This window comes from Pseudomonas sp. LAMO17WK12:I10 (genome assembly GCF_900215185.1).
Taxonomy (GTDB): Bacteria; Pseudomonadota; Gammaproteobacteria; order Pseudomonadales; family Pseudomonadaceae; genus Aquipseudomonas; species Aquipseudomonas chlororaphis.
This window is the reverse complement of record NZ_OBDX01000055.1, coordinates 1-13680: the sequence shown is the minus strand read 5'-3', so window position 1 is coordinate 13680 and position 13680 is coordinate 1. Positions and strand designations below refer to the sequence as shown.

The window sequence follows — 13680 nt, the reverse complement described above, 5'->3', positions numbered from 1 at the left end:
ATTGCTGATAGCGGGATTGCCAAGCCTTGGTCCTGCTTGCCGCCATGGCGGCGTTGTAAAGCAAGCGTCGGGTTTCCGAGTCGCCTTGCTTGCTCAGCTTGCGTCGACCGTTGTAACGCCCCGACTCCTTGACCCGTACATCCAGGCCCAGGAAGGCGATAAAGGCATCGCTGCTGCGGAACGAACCCCGCAGAAAGGCCAGATTGAGTGCGGCAGCCGTCAGTGGGCCGATCCCTTCAATGGCTTGGCAACGCTTGGCCTGCTCCGCCAACCCCGCCTCTTGCAACGCCTTGTTCAGCTCTTCATTGAGCCGTACCTCCAGACGCTTCATGCGTTCCAGTACCGGTTTAAGCTCCCGGGCCATCTGTAGTGGTCAACTAATCCCGGACCTACCCAATGACTTGGGACGAGCAGTCGATCCTCTTTGGAGAGCTACCGACGCACCTGCAAAAGATGGCCCTGTTCAAGGTGAACACGGGTTGCCGGGAGCAGGAGGTCTGCAAGTTGAGATGGGATTGGGAAATCCAGGTGCCGGAACTGGGGACCAGTGTTTTTCTGATCCCTTCCGACTTCGGCGGCCGTAACGAGCGATCCGGCGTGAAGAATGGCGACGAGCGCCTGGTGGTGCTCAATGCCGTGACCGACCCGGGCAGGTCGGCCGGGCCGTCGATCAGGTTGATTCGATCGCCCAGGTGCTGGCCGAGGGCGGACTCGCCGATCTGGCCGGAGAAATACTGCTCGTACTCGAACTGGTCAGAGCTGGCCTGACCGTTAACACCGATCCCGGTCGGATACCAAGGACCTATGTTGCCGGTGCGATCGACCAGGCGCGCCCAGAAGAAGAACGAAGCACCCGCCAGGATGCCCTGCATTTCGTGCCGGGCCTGCGGATAGGCGAAGTCGCCCAGCTTGATCGCGTCTGCAAGCGACGTGGTCTTGCTGTACCAGATCTCGGTGCGCTGGGTGTCCTCGGCACCCGCAGGGAAGCCCCAGTCAAGGCGGATGCCATAGACCAGACTCGTTGGGGTCAGGAACGATACCGACGGCGGCTGGCCTTCCTTGCCCTTGAGCTGGGTCAGGCTCGACGCCTTCCAGATCGACGAAATGTCGAAGGCGCTCACTGCCCGTACCCGGGCCAGATAGGAGCCGGCATAGATCCCGGTCACGTCGACGCTGGTCGCGCCAGTGCGCTGCACCTTGATCCAGTTCCCGCTGTCCTTGCGCCATTCCACGTCGTAGGCCACAGCACCGTTCACCGCGGGCCACGAAATGTTCATGGTACTGACGGCAATGCCCTGGTCGACCGCGTAATTCGAGGTCAGGGTAACGCTCGCCGGCGGCGGCACGACGGTGATCGGGATAACGCTGATCGGCCGCTCTTCCAGCCGGGCGCCGGTGTCGATGTGCGCGAATTTGCTCGGGTCGTACTGCACCGCTGAGATTTCAAACACGCCAGGCTCTGGCCTGGAAACGCTGGTGACTCGATATAGCGGAATGGCCAGGTCGTCTGCATCGAGCGCCCATACCAACTCCGCTTCTGGCGCCTCGGAATAGGCCGTGGTGACGGTGATCTGACGACCACTGACTAACTGCACTGTGCGGCCCTCACACTTACCGTTGGGCAGATTGAGAATCAGGCGGTCGCCGGCCTTAGCTTGGGTATCGCGGTCAAGGGTGATCACACGCCCAGCCACCGCACTGATGCGGCCGCCCACTGCCCGACCGGCAAGCAGTTCATCTGCCACGGGGATCACATAGCCGGGCAAAGGGATGCGCCCATCAAGGCCCACCTTGAAGCTGATGCTTCGATCCTTGGAGTTGGTCAGCAAAGCCCACTTGCCGCGGCGCTGAGCTTCCGATTCCCGGGTGCAGCCGATCGCGCTGATCTCCAACGGGCTGTCGCCATAGCGCCGCTGAAGCTTGGCATCGGTCACTGAGGTGACGTCGGTGTCGTAGTTGTTGGCCGGGTTGTCGTAGCTGATCAGTGCGCGACTGTAGCGAGTGCGCTCCGACGCGCTCGAGTAGGTGAACTTCCCATCGACAACGTTGGCCCGGGTATAGGCGAAGTCGAAATCGGTGTCGCGCGGCATATCGGACAGGCTGAACACCTGGCCCTGGGCCCAGTAGGTCATCCCGCGATAGATCGCCGAGATATCGCGCAACAGGCTCCAGGCATCGGCCTTGCTCTGCAGATTCAGGTTGCAGATGAAACGCGGCTCCTGACTGCCCTTGCCGTCCGGTACGAGCTGATCGCAGTACTGAGCGATCCGGTACAGCTCCCACTTGTCCACCTGCCAAGGCTTGATGCGACGACCCAGACCAAAGCGATCATTAACAGTGATGTCGTAGGTCATCCAGGTCGGGTTATCTGTCCAGGCCTGCTTGAAGCTGCCGTCCCAGATGCCGGTATAGGTTCTGGTCTCCGGATCGTAATTGCTCGGAACAAGAACCTTCTTACCCTTACACCTAATGGTCACCGCAGGAATGTTGCGGAACTGCTCCGCCGAAAACTCAATGTAGAGCAACGCAGTGTTCGGATACCGCAGCTTCGCGTCGATCACCTCGGTGAAGCCCGCGATGTTCATGGTGTCGGCAATTTTGTTGTTGTTCTGGTTCGGGGTGATGCGCGTCACCCGCAGGAGCCAGCCACTGGTGGCTGCAGGCAGATTGATCCGCCGAGTACGCTCGTAGTTGCTGGTGGTCTTGCCGTCCACGGCCTCGAGCAGCACCTGCTGATAGGCTCCGCCATCGGTGGCCACCTCGACCTTGTACTCGATCCGGTATCCATTGACGTTGCCGCCGGAATCGACCGACTGAAGGGCTGGCCAGGCGAATCGAAGGCGCACAGCCGACAGTTCGATATTGCTGATCGCTCGCACCCACGGCGTGCCACTGCGCAGCTCGATGCCAAGCGTGGTCTCGTTCTCCACCGAGGGAATGCCCTGGATGTAACCCTGCTCTACCGAACCACTGCGGAACTCCCACTTCACGTTCGGGAAGCTCATGTTGCCAGCAGAGTCTTGCAGGGGGGTGTTATCCAGGTAGATGTCCTGGGCAGTCGGCACCCCAGCAAACTCCCCCTCCCCCACAGCAATCAGCATCTTGGCCACAGCGACAGATCGCAGGCTGTCGGGTGCCTCGGTTGGCTGCTTCGGCTTGTCGGAGCCACCTTTGGCACCGTAGATATCCAGCTTCTGTGCTGCGTCCATGCTTTCCTCCAGGCATAAAAAAACCGCCTCATGGGCGGCGTGTAATGCTTGTTACCGTTAAAGGATCTTGTCCCAGGGGATGTTTCCAGCCAGATATGCAACAGCCCAGAAGAATCCCAATGCGCATAAGAGGATGAACCGCCATGCGGGCATCTTCGTCGCCATCTCTCGTACCTCTCTTATGATTTTGCTATAGTCCAATGACTTTCTTCTCCATATCCAGATTATGGTGAGGGACACAAAAACCCCCGGTACGCGCCAACGTCCGGGGGTTTTGCTTTTCTGTCCCGGCGATCACTTGATCTTCATCGGGTCAGGGTGTCGGTTTCCCGACTATTTACTCGCCCCGGTTCTAGTGAGGGATTTTGCTTCCCGGGAGCGACCAAAGACTTTTAATCGAGTTTAAAGACTCACATCTGATCCTCGGCGTAGATTGCAGCGCTGATGATTGCCCCGCCCCACCGGCGCTCGCCATAGCAGAGCGGTACTGGGTTACCTGAGGCGGTGGTGTTCCTGGCGCTACCGAAGGCATAGCCAGGCGTGTTCTCGGGGGCTGCGCTGGTCTTCAGGCCTTTGGCTTGGGGGCTGAGCATCTGGATCACGCCGCCAGCGGTAGAGGCGATACCTGCCGCATATAGAGCAGAAACTGCTGGACCAGAAAAAGCACCGAAAGGATTGAAGTACGCCAACGCGATAAGAACCACCCCCACAACGGTCTGCAGCACTCCCGCTCGCTTGCTTCCAGCAATTACTGGAACAATCTTCAGTTCCCTAGTGCCGCTAAGACCGAACTCTTTTTCTCCAACGTTCTTACCGTTACGAAAGATAGCGAACCGCATTCCGAGATTCGAAAGCCTAACCACTTCCTCTTTGAAGCCTGAAACAGTGACCTCCAAGGCCTTGAACACTTCGACGGCAGTTCCATTGTCCAAGGCGCGGTAATGGACCTTTTCGAGACCACGCCACATGCGCCCAAGTAGTTTGATTTCTGTCCGAGGCGCGTAGTGCGCTGCTGTAATTGACATTTCATACCCCCATAAAAAAACCGCCCGAAGGCGGTTTGAATTTACATATTCATGACCCTACCGGGCGCAACGCTTAACGACATCGGTCACGCGATCTGGCGGAGATTGCCAGGTTCGGTAAAAGCGGTAGGAAACTGTTGACCCCGCGCCATTAGAGGAAACGTCGGCGACATGCCAAGGTGTTTCTGAATTGGGGGCAACAACAGAGTACCGGCTCCCCAATTTCTGAAGTTGCCCACCCACAGTGCCACCGACCAACGAAGTGTTTTGCCATCCATCTTGGATGCACTCTGCTACTGTTTCCGCACTTTTTACCGAGTCAATCGACAGTAGCAGCGGGTTCTGCCTGATGTCCTCGACAGTCGAACACCCTGCTAGCAAAACTACAATGATCCCACCAACACCCTTCAAGCTATTCCTCCTCATCCCCGCCCTCTTCTTCATCGTATTCGAATTCGGTTTCCATTATTGCTACCAGGCTACGTGGAACTCTGCCCTCAAGCTCGCTGAACGACGTGCCGTTCTTCCCATGCATGTAGGGGATATCTTCAAGAAGCTTCAGCTTTTCGCGAAAGTCGATATCCATAGCACCAATAGATTTCACGACTAGCAAGAACCTTAGATAGTCACCTCCGTCACTCGGGATATATCCAATCTCAGAGGCCATGTTGCTTGGCATTTCGTCGATATCTATCCCAAGATCCCGCCAGGACTTGGTCCTCGGAGTCCATATCCCTTGCCATGGTTCTTTGATGATTTTAGGGAGAATTTCTGGTGGAAGACTCTCAATTCTGCCGTGCTGCTCCAGCACCGATAGCGAGTTTCGGCATTGCATAGTCGCAACAAACTGGTAACCCACAACAGTATCACCAGGAGGAAGCATCGATTTATACGGCAGCCTGGCAAATCTGTCTTCGAATGGGGAGTACGACTCCACTACGAACCTAGCGCGCCCGTCTGCACCGATTACTCCAGAGTCAAGTTTAGTGACAACGATTTTTTCAGAGCCATCCCAGGGCTTTGGTTTGAGCGTCTCAGGCGCAAATAAAGAGCGGAGATACTCCTCATCCTCGCCAGCGAAGCGCAAGGGGAATCGAAGATAGAGCATTGCACCGCCCTTGGTGACGTTTTCAAGAGCGTGAACGCCATGCTTTTCAATCGCAGTTTCAATTTGTCGCTTGTCATCGCTCGTCAAGCGATAGCATTTACGATCGGCAGGGCTCACCGGATCGCCAGGTTCAAGCAGGTAAGGTTGAACCAAACTCAGCGTGTTCACATCAAGAGCATCCGTGTTCAAAGTAGGGAAACTCTACCACTGACATATTGCCTGGCAAAACGACAACGCCAAAACCCCGCCGAGGCGAGGTAATGGTTTGTACGAGGTTGGTTCTAGCGCGTAACGCCGCCGGTGATCACCGCGGGAATCCCAGAGCGAAGCTGATCAGCCAGCCTAGCCAGCATCTCCTGCACCGATTCCTTCCAGAGGATTTGCTGAACTGGCTTGCCGTCGCTGTGTTTCTTGCCGGTGTCGGTGATGACCGCGAACAGCTTGCCATCAGGCGTCACTTCCCAGCGCTTCTTCCCTGGCTTGTAGATGACCTGGTGCTGGAGTCCGCAGTCGGCAAGCAACTTGTTCATGCTCACTGCGCTCATTCCGAACCTCGCGCCAAGCTCCGTCGGCGTGTAGTTCAGCTCCTGGGACTCGTTGACCAGGCGCTTGACCCCAGCCATTTCCATCAGGTCGATACCGATGGCGGAGCGGACCATGCTGTTGGCGCTCAGGATGGCCTGATTGCCTTCAAGCCCCAGACTCTCGGCGATGCGCTTGGCGGCGTCGAAGTTATCGGCCGCAACGGGCAGGCGCCGCTCAATCGGTATCGACTCATCGTTCGCCGCCGGCGGCTGCGCTCGATGGTTAACCGCATACCCATCATTCCAGTATGCCCAAAGGGCGTCGTCGCACTCGTTCTGATAGTCGATGATTGTCTGCCGAATGCTCTCATCGACCTTTTTCGGGTTGACGCTATACATCCAGGCAGGAAGCTTTTTCAGCGGAAGGCACACCACCTCCCTTGCTTGGTCGTCCCCAGGAAGCTGCGTAACCATATGGGTGATGCAGGTCTCGAACCGATCTACCAGCTTTCGGTGCTGAGGTTGCCAGGCCATGCCCATACCTTCGACGATGGGCCGCATGGGTACGAATGGTTCGTCGTGATGCTCAACGATGAAAAGGTTCGTGCCGTGAAACGGAACAGTCATCAGCGCATTCATGCTGCGTCCCCCACCTTGATCGCATAACGGTGCGGCTCATCAATGACGCAAGCAAGTCCGCGAGCGAAGCTGGCGATTTCCTGCATTTTATTGCGGTAGGTGCGAAGCTCCCACCAAGCGCCATCGACCTCGTAGCCGGCCCTGCGCAACTCAATGAGAATCGCCTCGCAAGGCGTGTTATCACCACGGATAGCACGAAGATCATGAAGAGACACGTCGAGCCATGCGTGGCCGTCCCCGCGCGACTTAACCATTTCAGGCTTGTGACGAGCGAGAACTTCAACTGGGTAGTGGATGCTCAATGGCTGTTTGGCCTTGGCTTCCTCCTTGCCCAGGTATTCGCCCTCAAGCGCATACGCCGCGATGAAATTACAGGCTGACTCGAACTGGTGTGCCGGAATCAGCTCTGTGCGCGGAACATTGAAGCGGGTATGCAGTCGGCTGTGCATGGTAAGCGTGAAGCTCTGGCGCTTGTCCGCCTGCACCGCTTTACCTTTGTCCCTGATGAGGCCCTTGATGACGCTCAGCTCGCTCATGCCAATCAGCTCATCCATCAGCGTTGCCATCTTGGAATGCTTGTCTTCGTAGCGACCATGCTTGCGTATGGCAGGCAGCACCTCACCGGCAAGCCACATCTGAAACGGCAAGGCCTTTGGCTTATCGGAGCGGCCAATAAAGAAATACAAGCCCTGCTCGGAAAGCATCAGTGCTTGCTGGGTTCCGCCAAGGGTGTGCAACCGATGCACACGCTTCCACTGATCTGGAACGTGCGCTGCAGCTCGGGCTGGCTTGTAGCTGTCGGTGTAATCCAAAGAGCGCAAGATGTCTTGCACTGAAAACCACGGATCACTACCAACGAGCAACGTACGAACCTGCTGCTTACCGAAATTGAATGGGATTACGTTTGTGCTATTATCCGACATGACGATTTCTTCCTCGAAGTTGATCTCGTTTCCCGAAGCCCTGGTGTCCCCACACCGGGGTTTCTTCGTTTTAGGCATTTGCCTTTTCTCCAGCATCCTCGATCTCCTTTAGTTTCTTCAGCTTGTAAAGCACCTCGCCCGTGAAAGAGCGCACCGCCTGCTGCGCGTCAGACTCCAGCCACTCCAGCACCTCCATGGGAAACTTGATCCCTCGAACCTTGCCGTCTTGCCCTTTTGGTCTTGCCATTTTCATCACTCCAATTGCCTGATTTTCAAAAATCATACAACTCAATATATCTCATGTAAAAGCAATTTTAAGCATAATTTGAAAAATACCGCAGCTCGCCTCATTATTCTTTCGCAATTCCTCCAGCACATCCGTGAGTCGCGCACATGAGCTTTGCCTCCAACCTCCAGTTCCACCGCATGAAGTCGGGCATGAATCAAAATCAGCTCGCAGAAGCTGTGGGGATCACGGCATCTCAAATTTCGCGCTATGAGAATGGGCTTGCTCATCCGAGAATTGCCGTGGCTCACAAGATTTCCGAAGCACTCGGAGTTCCATTTGAGTTACTCACAGCGCATATCGATCTCAGCGGAAAGCCCAAGAACAGAAAAAATACAGGTCGTACCAAGCTTGAAGTAAAAGTGAAAAATGACGGGGACGTCTTAACCCTGTTGTCGCTAATGGATGAGGCGAGCCTAAGCCAGGCAATACAGGGGTTTCTTGACGATTACGTCCAGGAAGTTCTTGAGGATGAGCCCCGCCTGCAGGAAGCCATTCGCACTTATAGGCTTGCAGAGGTGAAACTCCTTTTTGTCGGCAACCCAGAAGATGACTCCGACAATTGAACCCTTCTAGGCCCAGCTGGGCTTTCTCACACATACGCAAGGATGCGAGCAATGCTTTCCCTCAGGAAGCCCATTTCCAAAGTCCTGATTGCTGTGATCGCAACGGTTGGCGGCGCCTTCCTAGAAGCGTCAACTGACCTCATCAAGAAGAATTTCGAGCCAGCCTTGGTCGGCACCCGGAACTCACTTGAAGACTGGTTCTCTCCGCTACCGCATGACGCGCTACTCGGAATATCTTTAGAGACCTACATGCCCTCAGCATCAGGCGATAAGCCCTGGGCAGAATCCGTCTCGGCAACTATCCCTGCGAAGCGATGCCGTGACACTGGTTGGCCAGGCATCGTCCGCGCCTTCGACCCATCTCCAAATGGTCACAGCACGAACGCAGTCATCACCATCCGCTGCCGGCCATCCGGGCGGGTAGAAGTAGCTCTCGCACCTCAGAGCGGCGAGACAATTAAGATCTACGAGGGCCGATTCAAGGACGGTGACAAAATAGGCTTCCCTGGGGTACCAGGAAGCTATTATGCAGGGGTGCTCACTATGCACAGGCTCGAAACCAATAAGCCCGAAGGGCCGTGGCAGCCAGTCAATGAGTGTCAGGTTACCAACACCTGCAAGCCTGATGATTTTCGTGCGAACTAACCACTACTGATTTGATAATCAAGGAATGACATGAGCCACATTAAAGCCCGCGTCGAAGCCCTCCGAGAGCTCGTCAAAGAAATCAAAAATGTTGAAACCATCTTCGAGCGCGCTGCGTTGTTTGCCGCGATCCGAGTGATCGCCGACGACCTGTGCGAGGACGAGGGTCTCGATGGCTATGCTCATGAGAAAGCGTACAAGGTCAAATGGCATGCCGGCGCAGCGCTCGGCTTCGATGAAACCAACGGACACCCGTTGTCACAACATAGAGTATGGGCATTGGGCGAACTGGGCTCACTAGAGTCCGTCACGAGTTGATCATCACCAAGCACTGCCCTGCCCAGTTTCTTTCATGCTTGCCAGAACTAAAAAGCCCATATCAGTGGGCTTTGTTTGCTAGGGCGACGATCAGAAAACGGACGTGATCTCGATGACCGCAAATTTCTGACCATCCCCGACAGGTACCGAACACATGGTGCGGCGGCCTTCATCGTCCCAATCTATTTCTACGCTGACTGCGGAGACCTCAGTAACTTCAAAGGGGCGCACGAAATAGCCTGGCACCACTACTCCCTCATCCTCGCAAGCAGCCAGGACTAGCAGATTCGGGTCCAGCTTTTGTAACTCTTCGATGAGTTCCTTCACCCTCATTGATGATGCTCCTTTTAATGAGTCGGCTAATGCCGAGAAGCGTAAGCGGTTGGCGATCCCACCTTGCGTAATCACGCGATGTAACCGCCCGCAGTCCGCTCGGTATGTCGAAGGGCGTAGCATATGTTCTGGATTGGATCGTATGGTCAATGAGTGGTTTAGGAGTTGTTCCCTTTGAAATTCGATTTAACTGAACAAGACACAAGATATGCAGGCGTGGCAGACCCTGCCCTCGGCCATATTCCAAACGATCTGATAGCTGCTATCCAGGATGTGTACACGCCGGCGGGAATGCAATTGACGGATCTGGCTCTACGCGAGACTGAGAGTGCCGAGTATGGTGCCTCCCGTTTTGGCCTCGACGGACACACCATTGTCTTCCGTGTGGCTAAAACAACGCCGACGAAGATTGGACAGTTCGTCACAATATGGAAGCGCCCGATGTCAGGCAGCATCATTGCACCTCTCGATATCGATGATGGCGTTGCCTTTGTTGTGGTGAGTGTGTTCGATGCAACGCATCGCGGACAATTTGTTTTCAACCAGAAGATACTGGCATCAAAGGGCATCATGGCGATTAACGGTAAAGGCGGTAAGCGCGCTATCCGCGTTTATCCACCTTGGGTCAAACCAGTCGCCAAAGAGGCCGTTAGGACACAGCAATGGCAACTACGTTACTTTCTTCCTCTTGAACAAAGCGGAAGCGCTGATTCCGTGCGGGTGCGTCGGCTCTTTGAAGTTTAAGATCCTTATTCGTCATTCTTGAGCGTTCTGGGTAAGCCCGGCGTCCACCTATGCGGCAGCAACTGATCAATTTCACTCGCCCGTTGCGTCGGCAGGCGCGTGAGGACGCCCTTCAAATAGGCATACGGGTCATTCCCATTGAGCCGTGCTGACTGGATCGCATACGTAGCAGCTTACGTTTGGGCCGACAGCGGCGGCGAACCTGCATGTATTGTTGGGCAGTACGTACCGAATAGCGGCTACGGGCCTCTTGGTTGCGACACAGCTCTCGGCTTATGGTCGAGGGCGCTCGGTTGATCAAGCGGGCGATCCTTCGCTGACTAAAGCCTTGAACTAGGCCACGCTGGATAGTGACGCGTTCTTCGATGCTGAGTTCGTGATAGGACATAAGGGCAACACCGTACCGAAATGGTCAGGTGTTGCACTCAGTTTTTGCGGCCTCCGTGCGTATCTGAAAAATGTGCTGAGCTTAAAATTAATTTTAGTTGATTTGAAGGTTTTCTTTTATTAGGGAAAGTTGTTTCATTTCCCTGTCCCCTTGTTCATTATTGAAAAGGCACATGATTGGCTTGTCCGGGAACTTCTCAAACAATGGAAGGATCTGGGTTTTATTAGTAGCTAGATAGTCATTTGTCTGAGCAGCGCTGTTGTTTTCGAATTTTGATGAAAGATCAATATATATAGCGGATATTGAAGAGTAATAGTCACCCTTGGGAAGGAAAAGAACTTCACTTAGGTTAGGGTCGTATTGGGTTGTAGCTTGAATATGATGAAAGTCTGCCAGCCTTCCTTTTTCTATGTGTTTTTTGATAGCTGCAAGATCCTCTTTTGCCGACGCCCTCTCAATAACCTCTCCAGTTTCTTTATTTACTTTAAAATGTTTATCTCTGAAAAAACCACTCTCGGTAATCCCACTGGAAAACGCCTTGTAATTGAAGGCCTGTATATCCTTATGTCGTGAGCCTAATGTATTGTGCTGGCACGGAAATGCATTTTGCACATCGATAGTGTCAGGTGAAAGTATAGCGCCAAAAGAAATATTCGGCAGGGTTTTTGAGCTGATATGATCATTTAGAGACTCTATATCTATTTCCAAATTCTGTTTGTCACTTTCAACTTGGCAAGATTCCAGCTCTTTGAGCAAATCCTCGCGATACTCTATAAGATTCTGATTGTTGATGTTTGATCCTGATGCGCCAAAAAGGACGTCCTTACACTTCTTGAATAGAGCTGTTCCAGAAAAATTTACTGTGCCGTTGGTTTCTTGTCTGTATGAGGTTTTTCTTTGTTCGGATTTTTCATTAAGCACGTTAATGTTAAAATCATCAATGGAGGTTTTTCCGGAAAAAGACGAAACAAGGACTGGCTCACAACCTTCATTAAATCGTCTCTCTATTTGCTCGCCATGTAGGTATTTTACTACTTGTTGACTTGGTAATTCATGCGTCGCAGAAGCTAGCTCGTCAAGTATATTTTCCGGAATCAATCGCAAGCAACCAATATAATCTGGTGCTCCACGAACAGCCATGAGGCAAATATTCTTGTTCTCTGGAAGGCTTTTCAGAGAAAGACCAGACAAGTCGATTTTGTCTTCTTTGTTAGCAATGGCTTTATTAATTATGTTTCCAGCTGCTACCGCGTCTAGATCAGTCGAGCTGCGAATCCATTCTCCAACGGCACTCACTCGCTCATCAGTGCCATTTAAACCATTATTGCAAAATTTTATAACACTCAAAGCACTGTATGAATTTTCATATATTTTCACGTTTTAACCTATTGATTCATAAAGTCGGGGGTAGCAGTCAATCTAGCATGAACTAATAGCGTATTCGTTTGCGGACTTCTGTCAAAATTCGATCTTTTATTAGAAACTCTCTAAAACTGCTGCAGGGTGTTCTCAGTCAGGCTTGCGAAATAACGGCAGATACAAGACTCAATATGGCCTGATAGTTCCTGGCTAATCGTTCGTATCGAGTCACAATCCGGCGGAACTGCTTCAGCTTCAGGACGAAACGCTCCACCAGACTGCGCGCCTTGTAGAGATGCCAATCCAGTCCGCGAGGGTGCCGACGATTCTTTTTGGAAGGGATCACTGCCAGAGCCCCCATGCTCTGGATTACACGGACGAAAGCTTCAGAGTCGTAACCTTTGTCTGCCAGGACGGACTCGGAGGTGAAGCCCTCAATCAGTGCTGCGGCTTGCTCATATTCCGAAGCTTGTCCCGGTGTTGGCAGCAGGCGCAGTGGGTTACCCAGGGCATCCACTAAGCTTGGCGATCAAGCCAGGCTTGCCAGTGAAGCTCCGGCGATAGCCTGGCCCGACTTTGCCTGAGAACTTCATGCGGTCGATCTCAACCCCATCATCCAAGATTGCGACCTCGGCTTCAGCGCCGCAGAGAACGCCGCCGGTAATGGTGAAGAGGTCGTGAATGGTCAGCATGTAGCGCTGGTTTGGCTGCATACAGCCCTCCTGCTGCCAGATAGGCAGTGAGAAAATGAATTGAAGGATTCCCCAGTCCTTTGCCTGCAAGCCCAAGGACTGGGATTGCGCCAATTTCGGCGCGTTTTAAAGACCTCGGAGGTCAGCATGGCAGGTAGCAAGAAGGTGACACAGGAACTTAGGAGTGCGGTAGCGCAGCTAACCAGGCAATGCGCGCAATAGGCACTACCGGCCCGTCCACACAAAACATCACGAGCGCCTTTAACCATCTGGTCGCAGCAATTCAGAACATCGACGAGCGCTTGGTGGAGCTGGAAGAGAAAGCAGACTCCACGTTGAACTGAAGACACGCCGCGGCCCGGTCATGCCTATGCCTCATCGGGTCGCAACATTTACTTCTCGCAATCCACCCGAAACAATACATCGCTATCGCCGTAATCAGGGGAATTCAAGAACAAGGTCTGGCAGTCAACATTGAAGATTCTCCCACCCTCAAAGATCGGCTGATTGCCGTATTTGGCGCGCAGCGCAGCAATCAGCTCACACTTGATGAGAGTGAACTGCTCGGTGCGATAGTGCGTAATTTCTACAATCTTAGTCATACCCTTTTCCCGCGGCCCTGCCGCATCATGTGGTTGGTTGTGCATCTTTGTGCCTGAGGATCAGGCGCGTTCGATCGAGCCAGGGCCCGCCGAAAACGATGATTTCGCTTGGCCGGCCATACAGGTGGTGCAGTAGGAAAGGTCCAGGGCCGAATACCTCGGCCGCCTCCCCGGGCAGCTGCGGATCCGGGTCGAGGTAAATCCCCGCGTGGTTCGGGTGCGCGGTGCGCCCTATGGACATGACGATCATGTCGCCGCGTTGCGGCTGGTCCACTCGCACGAATCCCGCCGCTTCATAGGCCTGCTCGTAGAGGCTCGG

16 protein-coding genes and 4 pseudogenes are annotated in these 13680 nt (G+C 53.9%); 5 read left to right on the top strand and 15 right to left on the bottom strand.

Translation table 11 applies throughout. The features are described from left to right. The coding region (locus tag CRO75_RS31485; protein ID WP_239990682.1) for an IS110 family transposase at positions 1–331 on the bottom strand (331 nt) is incomplete at its 3' end. A 59-nt stretch (positions 332–390) separates the two neighbouring features. On the opposite strand from CRO75_RS31485, the pseudogene CRO75_RS31480 reads away from it, so the two are divergent. After that, positions 391–639 (top strand): annotated as a pseudogene (locus tag CRO75_RS31480) (site-specific integrase); the annotation flags it as partial. Here CRO75_RS31480 and CRO75_RS31475 read toward each other — a convergent pair. The 6 genes and pseudogenes from CRO75_RS31475 to CRO75_RS31450 all read right to left on the bottom strand — a co-directional run. Continuing rightward, a pseudogene (locus CRO75_RS31475) lies at positions 639–3209 on the bottom strand (host specificity protein J); the annotation flags it as partial. The pseudogenes CRO75_RS31480 and CRO75_RS31475 overlap by 1 nt on opposite strands. A 410-nt stretch (positions 3210–3619) precedes the next feature. Next, the gene (locus CRO75_RS31470) at positions 3620–4234 is read right to left on the bottom strand and encodes a tail assembly protein (protein ID WP_097140504.1); all 615 of its coding nucleotides are present in this window, start codon (positions 4232–4234) and stop codon (positions 3620–3622) included. Between the two features lie 412 nt (positions 4235–4646). Next, a complete protein-coding gene (locus tag CRO75_RS31465; RefSeq protein WP_143504293.1) occupies positions 4647–5510 on the bottom strand; it encodes a hypothetical protein in 864 nt (287 codons plus the stop codon). Between the two features lie 113 nt (positions 5511–5623). Beyond that, entirely contained in the window at positions 5624–6505 is an 882-nt protein-coding gene (locus CRO75_RS31460; protein WP_097140502.1) for a phage antirepressor N-terminal domain-containing protein, read from the bottom strand. Next, entirely contained in the window at positions 6502–7524 is a 1023-nt protein-coding gene (locus CRO75_RS31455) for a BRO family protein (protein ID WP_239990681.1), read from the bottom strand. Before CRO75_RS31455 ends, CRO75_RS31460 begins: the two co-directional genes overlap by 4 nt. Beyond that, positions 7499–7711 carry a hypothetical protein gene (locus CRO75_RS31450; RefSeq protein ID WP_097140501.1) on the bottom strand — a complete coding sequence of 71 codons (213 nt, stop codon included), beginning with the start codon at positions 7709–7711 and terminating at the stop codon, positions 7499–7501. The genes CRO75_RS31455 and CRO75_RS31450 overlap by 26 nt, the downstream gene beginning before the upstream one ends. Positions 7712–7821: 110 nt before the next feature. On the opposite strand from CRO75_RS31450, the gene CRO75_RS31445 reads away from it, so the two are divergent. The 3 genes from CRO75_RS31445 to CRO75_RS31435 are packed head-to-tail and all read left to right on the top strand — an operon-like array spanning position 7822 to position 9243. Beyond that, the gene (locus tag CRO75_RS31445; protein ID WP_097140500.1) at positions 7822–8280 is read left to right on the top strand and encodes a helix-turn-helix transcriptional regulator; all 459 of its coding nucleotides are present in this window, start codon (positions 7822–7824) and stop codon (positions 8278–8280) included. Between the two features lie 51 nt (positions 8281–8331). Then, a complete protein-coding gene (locus CRO75_RS31440; RefSeq protein WP_204856419.1) occupies positions 8332–8925 on the top strand; it encodes a hypothetical protein in 594 nt (197 codons plus the stop codon). 30 nt (positions 8926–8955) lie between these two features. Beyond that, positions 8956–9243: a hypothetical protein gene (locus CRO75_RS31435; RefSeq protein WP_097140498.1), complete on the top strand. Its 288-nt coding sequence runs from the start codon at positions 8956–8958 to the stop codon at positions 9241–9243. A 90-nt stretch (positions 9244–9333) separates the two neighbouring features. Here CRO75_RS31435 and CRO75_RS31430 read toward each other — a convergent pair whose 3' ends face one another. Next, a complete protein-coding gene (locus CRO75_RS31430; protein WP_097140497.1) occupies positions 9334–9576 on the bottom strand; it encodes a hypothetical protein in 243 nt (80 codons plus the stop codon). A 174-nt stretch (positions 9577–9750) separates the two neighbouring features. Between CRO75_RS31430 and CRO75_RS31425 the strand changes: the two genes are divergently transcribed. Further along, positions 9751–10320 carry a MepB family protein gene (locus tag CRO75_RS31425; RefSeq protein ID WP_097140507.1) on the top strand — a complete coding sequence of 190 codons (570 nt, stop codon included), beginning with the start codon at positions 9751–9753 and terminating at the stop codon, positions 10318–10320. 5 nt (positions 10321–10325) lie between these two features. Here the strand turns inward: CRO75_RS31425 and CRO75_RS31420 are convergent. The 7 genes and pseudogenes from CRO75_RS31420 to CRO75_RS31395 all read right to left on the bottom strand — a co-directional run. Further along, positions 10326–10478 (bottom strand): annotated as a pseudogene (locus tag CRO75_RS31420) (transposase domain-containing protein); the annotation flags it as partial. A gap of 11 nt (positions 10479–10489) precedes the next feature. After that, positions 10490–10708: pseudogene (locus CRO75_RS31415) on the bottom strand (helix-turn-helix domain-containing protein); the annotation flags it as partial. Between the two features lie 93 nt (positions 10709–10801). Next, the gene (locus CRO75_RS32775) at positions 10802–12085 is read right to left on the bottom strand and encodes a hypothetical protein (protein WP_143504289.1); all 1284 of its coding nucleotides are present in this window, start codon (positions 12083–12085) and stop codon (positions 10802–10804) included. Positions 12086–12221: 136 nt separating this feature from the next. Further along, a complete protein-coding gene (locus tag CRO75_RS31410; RefSeq protein ID WP_097140496.1) occupies positions 12222–12584 on the bottom strand; it encodes an IS5 family transposase in 363 nt (120 codons plus the stop codon). Beyond that, a complete protein-coding gene (locus CRO75_RS31405; RefSeq protein WP_097140505.1) occupies positions 12568–12780 on the bottom strand; it encodes a hypothetical protein in 213 nt (70 codons plus the stop codon). The genes CRO75_RS31410 and CRO75_RS31405 overlap by 17 nt, the downstream gene beginning before the upstream one ends. Positions 12781–13151: 371 nt before the next feature. Then, the gene (locus CRO75_RS31400; protein WP_097140494.1) at positions 13152–13361 is read right to left on the bottom strand and encodes a hypothetical protein; all 210 of its coding nucleotides are present in this window, start codon (positions 13359–13361) and stop codon (positions 13152–13154) included. Positions 13362–13386: 25 nt separating this feature from the next. Beyond that, positions 13387–13680, bottom strand: a 294-nt coding sequence (locus CRO75_RS31395; protein WP_143504286.1) for an NlpC/P60 family protein, incomplete at its 5' end; no start/stop codon positions are given.